This window comes from Vibrio vulnificus NBRC 15645 = ATCC 27562 (assembly GCF_002224265.1).
GTDB lineage: Bacteria > Pseudomonadota > Gammaproteobacteria > Enterobacterales > Vibrionaceae > Vibrio > Vibrio vulnificus.
The window spans coordinates 2,735,243-2,751,834 of record NZ_CP012881.1 but is presented as its reverse complement, the minus strand read 5'-3'; the positions used below and the strand labels follow the sequence as shown (position 1 = coordinate 2,751,834).

13 protein-coding genes are annotated in these 16,592 nt (G+C 47.8%); 5 read left to right on the top strand and 8 right to left on the bottom strand.

Features of this window, described 5'->3' with window-relative positions; genetic code table 11:
• Positions 1-168 precede the first annotated feature (168 nt).
• Positions 169-1,623, top strand: a complete 1,455-nt coding sequence (locus AOT11_RS12690; protein ID WP_223848407.1) for an HD-GYP domain-containing protein — start codon at positions 169-171, stop codon at positions 1,621-1,623.
• Positions 1,624-1,928: 305 nt separating this feature from the next.
• Positions 1,929-3,119, top strand: a complete 1,191-nt coding sequence (locus AOT11_RS12685) for an amino acid aminotransferase (RefSeq protein ID WP_026050644.1) — start codon at positions 1,929-1,931, stop codon at positions 3,117-3,119.
• Between the two features lie 57 nt (positions 3,120-3,176).
• Here AOT11_RS12685 and AOT11_RS12680 read toward each other — a convergent pair whose 3' ends face one another.
• Positions 3,177-3,809: an outer membrane beta-barrel protein gene (locus AOT11_RS12680; protein ID WP_017421895.1), complete on the bottom strand. Its 633-nt coding sequence runs from the start codon at positions 3,807-3,809 to the stop codon at positions 3,177-3,179.
• A gap of 186 nt (positions 3,810-3,995) precedes the next feature.
• Between AOT11_RS12680 and AOT11_RS12675 the strand changes: the two genes are divergently transcribed.
• Both AOT11_RS12675 and AOT11_RS12670 read left to right on the top strand, forming a co-directional pair.
• Positions 3,996-5,873 carry a DUF294 nucleotidyltransferase-like domain-containing protein gene (locus tag AOT11_RS12675; protein WP_017421896.1) on the top strand — a complete coding sequence of 626 codons (1,878 nt, stop codon included), beginning with the start codon at positions 3,996-3,998 and terminating at the stop codon, positions 5,871-5,873.
• A gap of 3 nt (positions 5,874-5,876) precedes the next feature.
• On the top strand, positions 5,877-6,593 hold the full coding sequence (locus tag AOT11_RS12670; RefSeq protein WP_017421897.1) for a 3'-5' exonuclease: 717 nt from the start codon (positions 5,877-5,879) through the stop codon (positions 6,591-6,593).
• Positions 6,594-6,705: 112 nt separating this feature from the next.
• Here AOT11_RS12670 and AOT11_RS12665 read toward each other — a convergent pair whose 3' ends face one another.
• Together AOT11_RS12665 and AOT11_RS12660 are read right to left on the bottom strand one after the other, a co-directional pair.
• Positions 6,706-8,589, bottom strand: coding sequence for a methyl-accepting chemotaxis protein (locus AOT11_RS12665; RefSeq protein WP_017421898.1), 1,884 nt, complete (start codon positions 8,587-8,589; stop codon positions 6,706-6,708).
• A gap of 190 nt (positions 8,590-8,779) precedes the next feature.
• Positions 8,780-10,351, bottom strand: coding sequence for a BCCT family transporter (locus AOT11_RS12660; protein WP_026050643.1), 1,572 nt, complete (start codon positions 10,349-10,351; stop codon positions 8,780-8,782).
• A 394-nt stretch (positions 10,352-10,745) separates the two neighbouring features.
• Here AOT11_RS12660 and AOT11_RS12655 point away from each other — a divergent pair, with 394 nt between their 5' ends.
• Positions 10,746-11,231: a MarR family winged helix-turn-helix transcriptional regulator gene (locus tag AOT11_RS12655; protein ID WP_017421900.1), complete on the top strand. Its 486-nt coding sequence runs from the start codon at positions 10,746-10,748 to the stop codon at positions 11,229-11,231.
• Positions 11,232-11,303: 72 nt separating this feature from the next.
• Here the strand turns inward: AOT11_RS12655 and AOT11_RS12650 are convergent, their stop codons facing one another.
• From AOT11_RS12650 to AOT11_RS12630, 5 genes are all read right to left on the bottom strand, one after another.
• Entirely contained in the window at positions 11,304-11,942 is a 639-nt protein-coding gene (locus tag AOT11_RS12650) for a response regulator (protein WP_017421901.1), read from the bottom strand.
• Complete coding sequence (locus AOT11_RS12645; protein ID WP_011150631.1) at positions 11,935-13,290, bottom strand: cache domain-containing protein; 1,356 nt, start codon at positions 13,288-13,290, stop codon at positions 11,935-11,937. The genes AOT11_RS12650 and AOT11_RS12645 overlap by 8 nt, the downstream gene beginning before the upstream one ends.
• Positions 13,291-13,401: 111 nt before the next feature.
• A complete protein-coding gene (locus AOT11_RS12640; RefSeq protein ID WP_026050642.1) occupies positions 13,402-14,688 on the bottom strand; it encodes a TRAP transporter large permease in 1,287 nt (428 codons plus the stop codon).
• A 10-nt stretch (positions 14,689-14,698) separates the two neighbouring features.
• The gene (locus tag AOT11_RS12635; protein ID WP_017421903.1) at positions 14,699-15,238 is read right to left on the bottom strand and encodes a TRAP transporter small permease subunit; all 540 of its coding nucleotides are present in this window, start codon (positions 15,236-15,238) and stop codon (positions 14,699-14,701) included.
• Between the two features lie 124 nt (positions 15,239-15,362).
• On the bottom strand, positions 15,363-16,451 hold the full coding sequence (locus tag AOT11_RS12630; RefSeq protein WP_011080108.1) for a TRAP transporter substrate-binding protein: 1,089 nt from the start codon (positions 16,449-16,451) through the stop codon (positions 15,363-15,365).
• Between the last annotated feature and the right edge of the window lie 141 nt (positions 16,452-16,592).

Genomic DNA, 16,592 nt, shown 5'->3' with positions numbered 1-16,592 from the left:
ATGCTTTTGCTTGCTTGAATATTCCAAGCTGATGCGAGGCGCTCTTCTACACTAAAGTGAGAAGAAGGTTCTTTTCTTAGATCAATCAGCGTAATGCTGAAGGTAAAATTAAGCAGAGAATTGGCCAAGTCGCATTTGCTGCGAATGATAATTACAAGGGCTTACACAATGTCTCATTACAACGCGCCATTAACTTTCAAACTCTATGCGCTTGCTGCCATCGTTTTTGGTACTTATGGCGGTCGCGTATGTCCTATGCTGGCAACGCTGTCACCGCTAGAAGTGCTGTCGCACGTTTCTATTACGTTTCTTGCTGTCTTCGCAGTACGACACTTTTTCTTTGCTCAACATCGATGGGTCCGCGAACAAAAACACGCGCAGCTCGACACCATATTGTTTTTTATCGGCAGCTTACCTCTTGCCTACTACTACAACAGCCAATATGACTTCACCATTGATAGCAATTTAAAAGTACTGTTTGGTATGACGTTGTTTGGCTTTTTTACTGGATTGATCCTGCAACTCAAAGCCAAATTACTTCGCTTTGAGCTTCTTGAGAACAATGCCACTCACCAAGACACCTTGAGTGGCGAGCGACAATCGATTATCAAACAGCTCATTTTGATGATGACGCTGCTTATCATCGCGTTGACCACCATGCTGACCATGGTGGCAGTGAAAGACATTTTTTGGCTGGAACACAACCCAGAGAGATTACTCGATGGCAGTGGCAAGATCAGCATCATTAAAGAGTTCATCTATTTAGGCGTAGTACTAGGTGGATATGTCCTAGCCATTCTTCTCTTGTGGTCGAAACTCATGAAAAAGATTTTGCTGCGACAAGAGCATTCCCTGCAAGAGGTGACCAACGGTGCAATAGGATGCCGCCTTGCCGTTTTCGAGCATGATGAATTGGGTTCAATGGCGGCGCTCACCAACAAAATGTTGGATAGCCTGCAAGCATCGCAAGATGAGGTAAAAACCACTCGAGATGTGGCCATCGTCAGTCTCGCAGCGCTCGCCGAATCGCGCGACAACGAAACGGGTGCCCACATTATTCGCACGCAGGAATACGTTAAAGCATTGGCAGAGCATTTAGCCCACGCTCCACAACACGCTTCTCTGCTGACGCCAACTTACATCGATTTACTCTATAAATCCGCCCCCCTTCACGATGTGGGAAAAGTCGGTATCCCTGATAGTGTGCTACTCAAGCCAGGCAAATTAACCGACGAAGAGTTCGACATCATGAAAGGTCACCCACAAATTGGCGCTGATGCCCTCTCGATTGCTGAAAAACGCATGGGCTCCAGTTCTTTTTTACGAGTGGCCAAAGAGATCTCCCTCTCTCACCATGAAAAATGGGACGGTTCGGGTTATCCCAATCAACTGGCTGGCGAAGCGATCCCACTATCTGGTCGATTAATGGCGCTCGCCGACGTCTACGATGCACTGATTTCTAAGCGTGTATACAAACCGGCATTTAGTCATGATAAAGCCAAAGAGATCATTCTTGATGGTAAAGGCAAGCATTTTGACCCTCATGTGGTTGATGCCTTTTTAGCGGTAGAAGCACAGTTTTGTCGTATTGCAGCACAATATCAAGACTCCACAACTCATTAGACCTCTAACATCATGTTAACACCCCAATTTCTCTCGCGGTTTTGGGGTGTTTTATTAGCAAAACTCGCAATTCATTAGCACTTCTGTTTCAAATCAAATTTTTTTTAACTTTTCTACTTACAAACTGTTGTGTCCGCTATGTCTCAAAGGTATAAATAGACGGTTGCGACTGGCTCACCCTTTCGCCTCAATGTTTATCGGTTAGGCTAATGCTATTGTGTGAATGCCTGATTATGTTTCATGGTCTCGCTGGGCCCTGAAACATAAACAGACCTACCCCCTTCGATTTAACATGGATGAAGATTATGTTTGAAAAAGTAGTTGCCGCTCCCGCGGACCCGATTCTTGGCCTAACTGAAGAATTCAAAAAAGACCCTCGCGCAGAGAAAATTAACCTTGGCGTGGGTATCTACAAAACAGAACAAGGTGAAACACCTGTTCTTGCTACGGTAAAGAAAGCGGAAGCTGCGCTTGTTGAAACCGAGAAAACCAAATCTTACCTAACCATCGAAGGAACAGCAGAATACGCATTAGCGGTTCAAAAACTGCTGTTTGGTGCAGATGCTGAGCTAATCAGTGCACAACGTGCAAAAACAGCACAAGCACCTGGCGGTACTGGCGCACTGCGCGTTGCAGGCGAATTCATCAAACGCCAACTCGGCGATGTAAAAATCTGGATCAGCAACCCAACTTGGGCTAACCACCACGGTGTGTTCCGCGCAGCGGGCCTAGAAACGGTAGAATACGCTTACTACAACCCAGAAACCAAAGACAAAGACTTTGCCGCTATGCTGGCCGACCTTGAAAAAGCGTCCGCTGGTGATGTGGTACTGCTGCATGGATGTTGCCATAACCCAACGGGCATCGACCCAACGGCACAAGAGTGGGAAGCACTTGCTAAACTGGTGGCAGACAAAGGCCTACTTCCACTGTTTGACTTTGCCTACCAAGGTTTCGCGAAAGGCGTTGAAGAAGATGCGCAAGGTCTACGTACCTTCGCGAAATTCAACAAAGAGATCCTCGTAGCAAGTTCATTCTCGAAAAACTTTGGTCTGTACAACGAACGTGTCGGGGCATTCACGTTAGTGGCTGAAAGCCAAGAGATCGCGGAAACGGCATTCTCTCAAGTGAAAGCGATCATTCGCTCTATCTACTCAAACCCACCAGCGCACGGCAGTGCGGTAGTGACTCACATCCTTAACGATGCTGCGCTTCGTGCAGAGTGGGAAGCAGAAGTGGCTGAGATGCGCGATCGCATCCAAGAGATGCGCGAACTTTTTGTTGCGACACTGAAAGAAGAAGGCGTTGCTGCTGACTTTAGCTTTATCGAACGTCAAAACGGCATGTTCTCTTTCTCTGGCTTGAACAAAGATCAAGTGGCTCGCCTAAAAGAAGAGTTTGCGATCTACATCGTCGGCTCAGGTCGCATCAGCGTTGCGGGCATGACCAAATCCAACATGGGTCCGCTTTGTAAAGCTATCGCTGCGGTACTGTAATTCGCATTTCAATAAAAAAGGCCGTTTAACGGCCTTTTTTGTTGCTTCTTGCTCACGCTAATAGACCCACTTAAGGGATATGCCTGCTTCGTTAATGTAGTCTTTGCCCGCATCTCGGTACTTGTAAAAAGCGCTACTGCCGAATCGTTCTCCCCACTGATAAGCAACCGACACCTTGGCATTGTCTTCATCGACCCAATCGCTACGTGTGAACTCACCTTCAATTTGCACACTCAGTTTGTCCGTCGCGAAATAGTGAAAACCCACTTTGCCACCACGTAACAGACCTTTCTCTGAGTTTAGTTTGGTATCTGTGCTTTTTTGTCGTTCTTCTTCTCGAAATCCTCCCAAGCCATAAAAAGCATAAACATCGAGTTTTTCGTGAAGCGCATAGCGATACCCAGCGGAAAGCAGTGCTCTATCCACTCTGACGGTATAAGAGTCTGGGTGAAAAAATTGTGCGGAATAGTTGATATTTACCAGCACATTCGAGGAATAGAGATATCCGCCTTCCACTTCAAAAAATGATGCGTTCGACCCTTCTAACCAATCCTGATTGGTCGTACCAGAACCGACCCATAATGCGATGCTGTTGTATGCCGCTTGCGTAGAAGCCGGCACATTGGCTTCCTCCGCGACACTGCTCATCGAACATAATATGGGGATGACAAACCAACCGCGTTTTATCATATTCAACCTCTTTCCTTGGCGTTTACCTAAACTAAGGGTAGAGGATATCGACAACGAAATACGCGAAGTGGCTCATTTTCCGAGAAATTTGGCTTATTGCATTTAGCCCAAAGCACAATTGCGCTACCATGGAGTGCTTATGCGTACAACGGGTCACCATAGGCTCAAAACCCAAAAGGTTTGATTATGGAAGCAGAATTAAGCGACATTCTTCACTTTCTTTCCCTTCACTCGCCCTTCAGCGAGCTGCCTCATGAAACATTGGAGCACGTCGCCCATCACATCGAAATTGGCTACTACCGCAGCCAAACTCCCATCATTAACGCCGGCGACGAGATCCACGAGCTGTTTCTGGTCAGAAGTGGCGTGGTGGAAGTGTATAGAAGAAATGGCGAACTCTATAATCGTCTCGATGAAGGGGCGCTGTTTGGACAAATGGGCCTATTGACCAATAACCGCGTACGCTTCCCCGTAACGGCAATCAAAGATTGCTTGGTATACACCATTCCCGAAGCGATATTTCAGCAGTTGTATGAACAGCACGATTGCTTCGCTGACTTTGTGGAAGTGGAACAAACCACACGGCTTCGCCAAGCGGTGAAAGGGGTAAATGAGGCGAATGATCTCACCACCTCCAAAGTGCGCACCCTACTCACTCGAACCGCCCCCACCATTGATGCCAGCGCGACCATTCAAACCGCAGCGCAAAGAATGGCCGATGAACAAGTCTCTTCGCTTTTGGTGTTACAAGCACCCCACGAAGAAAACCACGATCCTATCGCAGGCATCGTTACCGACCGAGATTTGTGCACTCGTGTGGTGGCTCAAGGAAAATCCCCCAATGAACCCGTGGCATCGGTTATGACGCCACAGGTGATTCGATTGGATCACAATGCCTACGTCTATGAAGCAATGCTCACGATGTTACGCCATAACGTTCATCACTTGCCCATTTTGCAAGGCAACCGACTGCTGGGCATTATTGAAGCGACAGACATTGTCCGTTATGAATCGCAAAACTCTCTGCTGCTCGTTAGCCGGATATTCCAGCAACAAAGCTTTGAAGGGTTAGCGCAAATCGCCCAAGAAGTGAAAGCCAGTTTCGTGCGTTTGGTCAACGAGGATGCCAACTCACATATGGTCGGCAGTGCGATGTCGGTGATTGGACGAAGCTTTAAGCAGCGCATTATCGAACTGGCTGAAGAAGAATTGGGGCCTCCCCCCATCCGATACTGTTTTTTGGCGCTGGGGTCGATGGGACGCGACGAGCAACTGCTGGTGACCGATCAAGATAACGCGATTATTTTGGATGACAGCTATCAAGAAAGCGTACACGGCCAATACTTTGAGCAGCTTGCTCATATTGTGTGTGATGCGCTCAATGAGTGCGGCTATCAGTATTGCACTGGTGATATTATGGCCACTAACCCGATCTGGCGTATGACTAAGGCCCAATGGCGAGATTGCTTTGCCGATTGGATTGACGATCCTAATCCCAAAGCGCTGCTCAACGCATCGATTTTCTTTGACCTTGACGGTGTGTCCGGCCAAGTCGCATGGGCGGACCAACTGACCGAGTTTGTCGTCAAACGTGCCAAAGGCAATCCACGTTTTCTGGCCTGTTTAGCAAGAAATGCCTTGAATCGAACCCCACCGTTGGGATTTTTCAAAGATTTTGTGATGGAAAAAGACGGTCGACATAACAACTCGATCAACTTAAAACGTCGAGGCACCGCACCTTTGGCCGATTTGATTCGTGTCCACGCGCTTGCCGTCGGTTCAACGGCGAAAAACTCCTTTGAACGTCTTGATGACATTATCGATGCGGGCATATTGCCTAAAGGTCGTGCGCAAAATCTTAAAGATGCCTTGGAGTTCATCTCCATGGTGCGGATCCGCCATCAAGCTATCGATGTGGCAAATGACAGTGAACCCGACAACAACATTGAGCCGGAAAATCTGTCCGACTTTGAGCGCCGAACGTTAAAAGATGCGTTTCAGATTCTAAGTAACGCGCAGAACTTCTTGAAGTTTCGTTACCAAGCCTCTAGCCATTTTAAGTAGCTTATGATCTCTTTACTCAAACCCACCAAGCTTGAATGGCAGCACAAATTCCTGCAAAAGCAGCAGCGAGTTGCCGATGCGCGCTTGCGCCGATTTTATCAATCACCACCCGTCTCGGGCGAGACAGTGATAGGCTCAACACCACTGGTGGCCTTAGACTTTGAAACCACTGGCTTAAATCCCAATCAACACGATATTCTTTCTATTGGGCTGGTACCCTTTGATTTACACCGAATACGGCTGCAACAAGCACGCTATTGGACAGTCAAACCGGAAGACCAGTTGCATGAAGAGTCCGTCGTCATTCATGGTATTACGCACAGCAAAGTTCAGCGCGCGCCCGACTTAATCGACGTACTGGATGAAGTGCTTGATTGCCTAGCGGGTAAAGTGGTGGTGGTTCACTACCAACATATTGAGCGACCATTTTTTGATAGCGCGTTACGTAAGCGAATCAATGAAGGCATTGAGTTTCCCCTGATCGACACCATGGAAATTGAAAGTCAGTGGGCAAAACAGCAATTTGGCGGCTGGTTGAATCGACTCAAAGGGAAATCGCTGCCTTCAGTCCGCTTAGCCCAAAGTCGTCGTCGCTATGGTCTACCCGATTACTCCGCGCACCACGCTCTTACCGATGCCATTGCCACCGCCGAGCTGTTCCAAGCACAGATCGCCCATCATTTTTCCTCGCAAACGCCTGTTTCGGCGCTGTGGCGATAGCCAAGGCAAAAACCAAGAACAGCGATATCCAAGAGCGCAGAATAATCCTCAAGTTTCGAGCATAAAAAAGGAGCTGAATGACCAGCTCCTTTTTGGTGTGTAGCAACAGCGCTTACAGTTTGAAGCGTCGGATTTCCTGTTCCAGCTCGTGTGAGAGCTCAGAAAGCATCGCAGCTTGAGAAGCTGCTTGCTGCGCTTCGTACGCGAGCTCGTTAGAGACGTCGCGGATCCCTTCGGTATTACGTGTGATCTCGGTGGTAACAGAGGCCTGCTCTTCTGCCGCCGACGCGATTTGCGTGGCCATATCACTGATACGCTCAACAGCGGTATGGATTTGCGTCAAGCTCACCGCCGCCGAGTTTGCATCATCAACGCTGGTGCCCGCAAGCTGGCGACTGTCGTCCATAATACCCACCGCTTGAACGGTTGTGCCTTGCAGCATTTCAATCGTGTGTTGGATTTCTTTGGTCGAAGCATGAGTACGTTGACTTAGCACGCGGACTTCATCAGCCACCACGGCAAAACCACGACCTTGCTCACCCGCACGCGCCGCTTCAATCGCTGCGTTCAGTGCCAGTAAGTTGGTCTGCTCAGCAATCCCTTGAATGGTAGAAAGAATGGTGTTGATGGCATTGCCGTGTGCTTCCAACTCTTGGATAACACTGGTTGCCACTTGCACTTCTTTCGCCAAGTTTTGGATCGAACCTTGAGTTTGTGTCACTTGCTCAGAACCATGCACACAGGCAGAAACCGCTTCTTCCGCATTTTGCGCCGTGTGGTCGGCATTGCCCGCGATCTCTTGCGTTGCAGCTGCCATTTCATTCACTGCCGTTGCCACCATGTTGATCTCATCTTGCTGATGAGAGATGCGCTGGCTACGCTCTTCCGCTCGCATTGCTGTGGTTTTTGCCTGCTCAGACAACGAAGCTGAAACGGCGCTCAACTTGCTCACCATGGTGTGCATGTTGCCGACAAAACGGTTGAAGTTTTCCGCCAGCTTGCCCACTTCATCATCACTGCGAGGCTCAAGACGTTGCGTTAGGTCGCCTTCACCTGAAGCAATCTCTTCCAGTGCTTTAGATACACGGCCTAGGTCACGGAACAAGAAGCCCACCAACCAAGAAACCGCAACAATCACCACGATGGTGATCAACACAGCTGTGATCAGCATTTCACGCAATAATCGGCTATGGCTTGCTTCCTCGGTCGCTTTGTCCATTTCAATCGCGAACATCCAAGGTGTCTCAGGCACCTTCGTGAAGTAGAAAAGCTTAGGTTTGCCGTTGATGGTCGCTTCTTCGATATTGCGTTGAGACGCAGAGCGCTCGATATCTTGCAAAGTAAATTGTTTCAATAAAGTGTTAACGGGCTTTAGCGCAAGATTTTTGTCTGGGTGTGCGAGGAAAGTGCCATCTTGTGTATCGATAAGCATCGCATGAGCATTTTCACCTGCATCGAGGTTGATAACGTCATTGATCAGTTGGTCGATAAGAACGTCAGCACCAACAACGCCCACCATTTTGCCACCACGGTTGACGGGTTCTGCAATGGTCACCAGTAGCGCATTGGTGATGGCATCTTGATAAGCAGTGGTAATGATTTGTTTGCCTGCAGCTGTGGCATCCTTGTACCAAGGACGAACACGAGGATCATAATCAGGGCGATTACGCTCTGGATGAGAGCGGTACATATCACCAGCTGGCGTACCTAAGAAGATATCGTCAAATCCGCCTGCTTTGCGCGCTTGCTGCAAGAACGGCACCACATCGCTTTCTTCACTGTAATCGTTAAACGCGCGAGCAATGTCTTTACGAATCGCAATCCAGTCAGAAATGCCTTGTGAGGCTGCCACACCCAAGCTTTCTGCTCGAGCATAAACGCCATTACGGGTTTGATCAAACAGCTGTCCAGCAGACAGCCAAGTCAAAACGGTAGCCATGATCACTACCGCCGATAGGCTTGCGCCTATGAGCTTTTGTTTCAGGGTTAATTTCATGTCGTAAGGTCTTGTTGGGGGAACAAATTTTCGCCTGCGATATTACACAGAATCCCTTATTGATGCACTAATTATTACAGCAAACAGAGTACGTTAAGTCTTTGTTATCCATGCAATTATCAGCGTCATTTTTATACCGTACGACAAATAAAAAGCCGACCATAGAGGTCGGCTAGAGATTAATGAATGCTTATTGCTTCTCGGTGCGCATACCCATAAGCAAGCTGACACACATCGCAAGCAAAATAAAGGTAAATGGCAATGCGGTAGAAATCGCCCCCGCTTGCAGTGCTTGTATCGCTTCGGTGCCACCTACCCAGAGCAAAGCAACGGCAATCGCGCCTTCCATAAAGGCCCAGAACACACGTTGCAGCACAGGTGCATCCACCTTACCGCCTGCGGTAATGGAATCGATCACCAACGAACCTGAGTCCGACGAAGTAATAAAGAACACCAACACCAACACAACTGCAATAACCGACAGTAAAGTGCCATATGGAAGCTGATCAAACATCTGGAACATCGCCAACGGAACATCGGTTAGCCCTTTGGCACCCAGCTCGCCGATGCCATTAATCACTTGGTCAATCGCCATACCACCAAACACTGACATCCAAAGCAGCGTTACCGCCGTGGGTACAATCAGTACCGCCGTCATAAACTCACGCACAGTGCGACCCTTTGATACACGCGCGATGAACATGCCTACAAACGGTGACCATGAAATCCACCATGCCCAGTAGAAGACAGTCCAACCTTGAAACCAAGCTTCGTCTTCTCGACCAATTGGATTACTCAAAGGAATAATATTTTCAATATAGGCACTTAAGGTGGTAGAAACGGAACCAACACTGACCGCCCAACCAATCAGGCCAACCAACGCTAATAGAGCAAAAGCAACCAGCATATTGATGTTACTAATGACTTTTACACCGCCATCAATACCACGAACAACCGAAACCACAGCGAGTAAAGTCACCACGGTGATCACCGCGATTTGTAGGCCAAGACCCGCTTCCACACCAAACACATGGTGAATACCGCTGGCGGCTTGTTGAGCACCCAGTCCCAACGAGGTTGCCAAACCAAACAAGGTGGCGACAACCGCCAAAATATCAACTAGATGCCCTGCCCAACCCCATGCACGATCGCCCAGCAAAGGGTAAAAAATAGAGCGCATCGACAAAGGCAAACCTTTGTTATAGGCAAAGAAAGCTAACGACAACGCAACGACACCATAAATCGCCCATGGGTGTAATCCCCAGTGGAACATGGTCGCGCCTAACGCTAATTTGGCAGCTTCTGGTGTATTCGGTGCCACATTGAGTGGTGTTTCATACCAACCCGTAAAGTAAGCCACTGGTTCAGCGACACTCCAAAACATGAGACCAATTCCCATGCCTGCGGCAAACAACATAGCGATCCAAGATAGGAAGGAATAATCCGCTACCGCATCTCGACCACCTAAACGAATCTTGCCTAACGGAGAAACGATCAAAGCCAAACAGAAGATGACGAAAATATTGCCCGACCAAATAAACAACCAGTCAAACGCGCCGATGATTTGCCATTTAATACCGTCTAAAGCGGTTTTCATCGTGTGCGCATCCAACACTAATGCAGCAACTAAAAATAGACCCACTAATCCAGCACTGATGCCGAAAACTGGGTTGTGAACATCGAACCCCCAACGCTGAACATTATCTTGTCCAACGGTGTAGTCCGTACTGTCAATACTGTACTTATCTATACCTTTTGTCATTCTCACTCACTTAACGATAACTTTTCAAAAGACACTAACTAATTTTGAAAATACAGCCCAATATTAGTTAGAGAACAACACATTTATCATTTCAAATCGGCTAATACCCTAACAGAAATCACACACAAAATGCAAATTACCACCGGATATCTGGCCTAAAACTCAATTAACGGGACAATATGACACGTAAAACGACACGACAAATAATTCGACATCTAAACATTACACAACGAAGTGAAATTTGCCAAAAGATGCGCTAAAATGAGCTTCTTATTGCCTCGTCCATTTCAAACGCCTCCCCTTGACGTATACAGGGATTCAACGACTTAGGATCGAGTCAATCGCGATATGTACAAATCCCCCCCAACAGTAAAAATCGGATAGGCTGGCCATAGTGGAAAAACATGAAGAAGTCCTGATCGCAATTCGTCAAATCATTCGCGCGATCGATCTCCATTCAAAGAAACTGAACAAGGTGTCTGGGCTGACCGCACCACAGCTTATCTTGATGCGGGCCATAAAAGATCTGGGTGAGGTGACCATCCGTCAGTTGTCTAATCACACCAACATGAGCCAAGCCACGGCGACCACTATTCTTGATCGCCTAGAAAGGAATGGTCATGTGCAGCGTGTACGTAGCCAAGAGGACAAGCGAAAGGTCCACGCGATATTGACAGAATCAGGGTCAGCGCTGCTTGCGCAAGCACCCATGCCATTGCAAGAAAACTTTGTGACTGAATTTCAAAAACTGCAGGAATGGGAGCAGTCGTTGCTACTCTCTTCAGTGCAACGCATCTCTAGTATGATGAGTGCGGAGCAAATAGACGTTGCTCCTATTCTTGAAATTGGCAACATCGCCAAAACTGAGCAAGAGTCTTAATACAACTAACCCATTGCAGGCATGTTTTCAAAGAAGACGCGATATTTGCAACATTGAATAGGGGCACTCCCCCTATTCAATCAACCCTTGCTCTAGCGCATACTTCGCCAGTTCTGCTGTCGAGTTCAAATCTAATTTATGTTTGATGTTATGACGATGCGTTTCAACCGTCCGATAGCTGATCTCCAGTAACGTCGCAATTTTCTTGCTGCTGTGTCCTTGTGCAACCAGTCTTAACACCGCTTCTTCACGACGGCTGAGTGGATTTGGCCTTTGGGCCGCGGGGACAATTTCTTGCGTGAACAAGGTTTGCGTGACGGATTCACAGAAATAGGTTGAGCCTTGGTTGACGGTCTTGATTGCTTGCACCATTTTCTCCGCTGATATTTCTTTGAGCATGTAACCAACAGCGCCCTCTTGCATCACCTTCATGATGTATTCGCGATTATCATGCATGGTCAGCATTAAAATTTTGGCCTCAGGCCACTCCGCTTTGATCATTCGGGTGGCTTCAATGCCATTTAAAATGGGCATACTAATGTCCATCAAAACCACATCGGGTTTATGCTGTTTCACCACGTCCAAGGCTTCCAAACCATTACTTGCGGTACCAACCACATCGATTTCCGGCTCCATTTCCAATCGAGCCATAAACCCATCCAACACCACTTGATGATCATCGACTATTACAACTCGAATTGGCTTATCCATAGGTCAATCCATCTAAATTCAATAACACCGTTATTTCAGTCCCAAAGCCAGGTTCACTCATTAGTTCAAAATCACCACCAATGAATTCCACTCGCTCTCTCATATTTCTTAACCCAATGCCTCGTTTACGTAAAGCATCACTGACGTTAAACCCATAGCCATCATCGCGAATCAGTAACTGAAGAATATTGCCCATCTGCTGCAAAATCACCGTCACTTTTTTCGCGCCTGCGTGTTTTTCAATGTTGTTGAGCGACTCTTGTACCACCCGATAGAGTGTCGTGGCCACCTCGGATTTTAAACGGCCATCTTGCGTATCGAACAAAATGTCGATGTCTATGCCCGAGTGGGAACGAAAATCTTGCATCAAACTCGATAACGCCGCTTCAAGGCCGATGTCATCCAGCGCGCTGGGGCGAAGCTGATGTGAGATATGACGAACTTCGTTAATGGCCGTGGTGAGCGATTGTTGAGATTTATCAAGATGCACTTTTAGCGACGGGTCTTGCACCTTGTGCGCCAGCAGTTCCAAATGACATTTGCTCGAAACCAACAGTTGGTTAATCCCGTCATGGAGCTCTCGAGCGAGGTGTTTTTTCTCATCTTCTTGAAACATCACCGTCTTATGGGCCAGCTCTTTGAGGTTTTTATCGGCCAAGCGGTGTTCGTGCAGGTTAATGGCTAACGTCAGCACCACGATGACCGACACCGTGACCAACAAAATCACCACCACCGAGAAGAATGTCGTTTCAATGTTTTTATTAATTGCGGCCTGCATATTCGCCACTTCTTCACTGATATCTTCAATGTACAGACCCGTCCCTATCATCCAATCCCATTTATCCAGCCAAGCCGCATAACTGAGTTTCGGGACTGTCTCCCCCGTTGACGGTTTCTGCCATAAATACTGGTGAAAACCACCACCCGTTTGCGCTTGATACAACAGCGCTTCAATCAAGTGGTCACCATTTTGATCTTGGATATGCAGTAAGTTTTGTCCGACAAGTTCGGGCAGTATGGGATGAACCAAGTTTGTGCCCCGCTTGTCGTACGCAAAAAAATAGCCATCCGCACCATAGCGAATTTGCGTCAACAGCGCTTTGACTCGGCGCTGCGCTTCCTCTTGAGATAAATCAGGGTTGTTGTAGATGTAAGAGATGGCATCGAATGCTTGATCGACACTGTCTTTCAGTGCGCTTTCACGCGACTTTATCAAGCTCTGTTTGAAAATCGCCACTTCCTTATGCCCTAAGGTTTTCGCTTGATAAATAGAGATCCAACTGATGCTGGCAGAAACCAACAACAGTGGCAGTAATGTTAGCAGAATTAACTTAACTTTCAGTGGCATACTTCAGTCCCTAATAAAGAAACTGCTTCCACTCCTTGGAAGCAGTTTTACTCTATCAACTACGGAACCAATATTGAAACTTTTGGCTCACAAATCCAACAAATTAGCGATCTAACCCATGCCATAAAAAGATGGGAACACCAGCAGTGAGGCCAGCACCAGTATTTGTAAGCCGATAAATGGCATCACACCGCGATAAATATCTCGGGTGGTCACACCCGCAGGAGCGACCCCTTTGAGATAGAAAAGGCTAAAGCCAAAAGGTGGCGTCAAGAACGATGTCTGCAAGTTCATCGCAATTAGAATGGCAAACCAAGTCATATTGATGCCCAAAATTTCTGCCACAGGCGCAAGAATCGGCACAATAATGAAACAAATTTCAACGAAATCGATGAAGAAACCGAGGAGCAAAATCACCAACATCGTGATAATGAGGAAGCCCCACTTATCACCAGGGATAGCCAGCATCCACTCTTCCACCAGCTCGTCGCCACCGGTGTAGGTGAAGGCCATGGAGAATGCCGTCGCCCCTAGCAAGATGGCAAACACCATCGCGGTGACTTTGACGGTTTCTTTGGCTGAATCGTATACCATGCCCCAGCTAAATTGCTTGTACAGAATGGCCAGCACAATCGCACCCGCGCCACCTAACGCAGCAGACTCGGTGGGTGTTGCTACACCGGCAAAGATGGAACCAAGCACCACCACAATCAAAGCCAAAGGCGGGATCACCGCTTTCAACGCTTTAACAACTTCTTGCTTGCGGCTGATGGTATCATCGCGCTCCATCGGCTGAGCTGCTTCTGGATTTAATTTTGCATAAATCAAAATATAGATAACATACACGCCCACCAGCACAATTCCCGGCCACACTGCCGCTTGGAACAGATCGCCCACTGGCACGCCGAGCACATCACCTAATAGGATCAAGACAATCGAAGGCGGAATAATTTGCCCTAAGGTACCGGACGCACAAATGGTGCCGCACGCTAGCCCTTTATCGTAGTTGTACTTCAACATAACTGGGAGCGAAATAAGCCCCATCGCTACCACAGAAGCACCCACAACGCCTGTTGAGGCAGCCAGAAGTGCGCCCACTAGCACGGTTGAAATCGCCAAACCACCACGCACACTGCCAAACAGCTTGCCCATAGATTCAAGCAGTTGTTCTGCCAGACGGGTTTTCTGCAGCACCAATCCCATAAAGACAAATAGCGGCACCGCCATCAACACCGTATTTTCCATGATGGATTGAATGCGATACGGCATGAAGGCAAACATTTCAACCCCTTCAGCCCAAACACCAAACAACAGCGCAATACCACCAAAGGTAAATGCCACAGGGAAACCAAGCAGTAGCGCAAACAAGGCTACAAAAAACATTACTATACCAATCATCCTGATTTCCTTACGACTTATCTGATGGAGATGGATGCATAAGATGCGGGTTAACGATTTTATTGAGTGAATGAAGAAGCAGACCAACACCACTTATCGCCATGAAGAGGAAGGAAAGTGGAATGATCGCCTTAATCACCCAACGATAAGGCAAACCACCGGGATCACCCGATGTTTCTCCCAAGGCGTAGCTTTCTTTGGCAAAATCGATACCGAACCAAGCCACCAGCAAACAGAATGGAAATAGAAAAAAGATCGTGCCGAGCAAGTCGATAATAGCCTGCGCGCGATGCGATAAGCGTTCATAAAAAAGGTCAACGCGAACATGACCACCCGACTTCAGCGCAAAAGGAATACCGAGCAAAAAGACCGCTGAGAATAGATGCCACTCCATTTCTTGGAAGGCGATGGATACGTCATTGAACACATAGCGCATGACAACATCGTAGACAACGTTAGCCAGCAGCAAGATAAACAGCACGCTGGAAAGCCATCCTAGAAGATCGCCAAATCGGTTAAAGAGACGCTCAATGTAAATTAAATTTCTCATTCCCTACTCCATGGAACTTTGAAAGATGCTCCGCTTGGCAGTACCAGCGGAGCTTTTTGGTGTGCTCTCACCTTACGGTTCGAGCTTTTCTTGGGCTTCTCGTCAGGGGGAACTGACGAATTTCTTACTGTGCTTGGCTATTGAGATAAGCACGGGCAGAAATATCTGTCCATGGGCGAACTTGCTTGATATAAGCTGCCTGAGACTCTTGGATTTCTTTTGCCAACGCATCTTGCGCGGCATGTTCTTTCAATAATTTGTCATTCGCCGTGCGAAGCGCTGTCATCACCGACGCAGGGAAATCTTTCACCTGAACATTCGGGTATTCTGATTTAATCGACGCCCAGTTCTTACCACTCTCATGCACAGATTGAACGTACATGTCATAGGCCGCGGTCTTCATTGCGACTTTTAAAATCGCTTTCAGATCATCAGGCAGACCATCCCAAGTGCGTTTGTTCACCAAGAATTGGAGTTCTGTGCCTGGCTCATGCCAACCGGTGTAGTAGTAAGGGGCAATTTTGTGGAAGCCCATACGCAGGTCAAGTGACGGGCCAACCCATTCCAACGCATCAATAGTACGGCGCTCAAGTGAGGTATAAAGCTCACCCGGGGCAATGTTAGTTGGTTTTGCACCAAGTTCAGCTAGGATTTCACCGGCAAAACCTGGAATGCGCATTTTCAGCCCTTGTAAGTCATCGACCGAGTTGATCTCTTTTTGGAACCAGCCGCCCATCTGGGTATCGGTATTGCCGCCTGGGAAAGACAGCAGGTTATGCGGTGCATACACCTTCTCCATCAATTCCATCCCACCGCCTTGGTAGAACCACGCGTACTGCTCCGCTGGTAACATGCCAAACGGCATAGAGGTGAAGTAAAGTGTATTCGGTACTTTGCCTTTCCAGTAGTAAGACGCCGAGTGACCAAGATCGTATTGACCCGATTTCACCATATCAAACACGCCGAGTGGCGCCTTGTGCTTGTTGGCAGAGTCGATACGGATTTGCAAACGGCCGTTTGACATCTCTTCCGCCATTTTGGCCATATTTTTCGTAGCATCACCGAAAATTGGGAAGTTTGGCCCCCAAGTTTCTGCCAGTTTCAAGCGATAGACTTTATCAGCAGCGTTTGCAGTGGTAGCCACTAAAGCGAGCGCGGCCGCAACCGCCGTCGTTTTTAGCACTCGTTTTATCGTTCTTTGGATAAGACTCATGTTTCACGTCCTTTGTTTTTATTCATGTCGGATCAATTGACATTGGAAATTCATGTTAAACATGAAACAAAAAACACACTTTGTTAATCGGCAGGAACACGCAAGGGAAAGGGAAGTGGCAACCTACTCTAGCTCACGCAA

What these genes read in the sequence shown, in the direction of transcription:
- AOT11_RS12635 (WP_017421903.1), bottom strand. Translation starts at nt 15,238, where the DNA reads ATGAGAAATTTAATTTACATTGAGCGTCTCTTTAACCGATTTGGCGAT.
- AOT11_RS12665 (WP_017421898.1), bottom strand. Translation starts at nt 8,589, where the DNA reads ATGAAATTAACCCTGAAACAAAAGCTCATAGGCGCAAGCCTATCGGCG.
- AOT11_RS12690 (WP_223848407.1), top strand. Translation starts at nt 169, where the DNA reads ATGTCTCATTACAACGCGCCATTAACTTTCAAACTCTATGCGCTTGCT.
- AOT11_RS12660 (WP_026050643.1), bottom strand. Translation starts at nt 10,351, where the DNA reads ATGACAAAAGGTATAGATAAGTACAGTATTGACAGTACGGACTACACC.
- AOT11_RS12630 (WP_011080108.1), bottom strand. Translation starts at nt 16,451, where the DNA reads ATGAGTCTTATCCAAAGAACGATAAAACGAGTGCTAAAAACGACGGCG.
- AOT11_RS12675 (WP_017421896.1), top strand. Translation starts at nt 3,996, where the DNA reads ATGGAAGCAGAATTAAGCGACATTCTTCACTTTCTTTCCCTTCACTCG.
- AOT11_RS12670 (WP_017421897.1), top strand. Translation starts at nt 5,877, where the DNA reads ATGATCTCTTTACTCAAACCCACCAAGCTTGAATGGCAGCACAAATTC.
- AOT11_RS12645 (WP_011150631.1), bottom strand. Translation starts at nt 13,290, where the DNA reads ATGCCACTGAAAGTTAAGTTAATTCTGCTAACATTACTGCCACTGTTG.
- AOT11_RS12685 (WP_026050644.1), top strand. Translation starts at nt 1,929, where the DNA reads ATGTTTGAAAAAGTAGTTGCCGCTCCCGCGGACCCGATTCTTGGCCTA.
- AOT11_RS12680 (WP_017421895.1), bottom strand. Translation starts at nt 3,809, where the DNA reads ATGATAAAACGCGGTTGGTTTGTCATCCCCATATTATGTTCGATGAGC.
- AOT11_RS12640 (WP_026050642.1), bottom strand. Translation starts at nt 14,688, where the DNA reads ATGATTGGTATAGTAATGTTTTTTGTAGCCTTGTTTGCGCTACTGCTT.
- AOT11_RS12650 (WP_017421901.1), bottom strand. Translation starts at nt 11,942, where the DNA reads ATGGATAAGCCAATTCGAGTTGTAATAGTCGATGATCATCAAGTGGTG.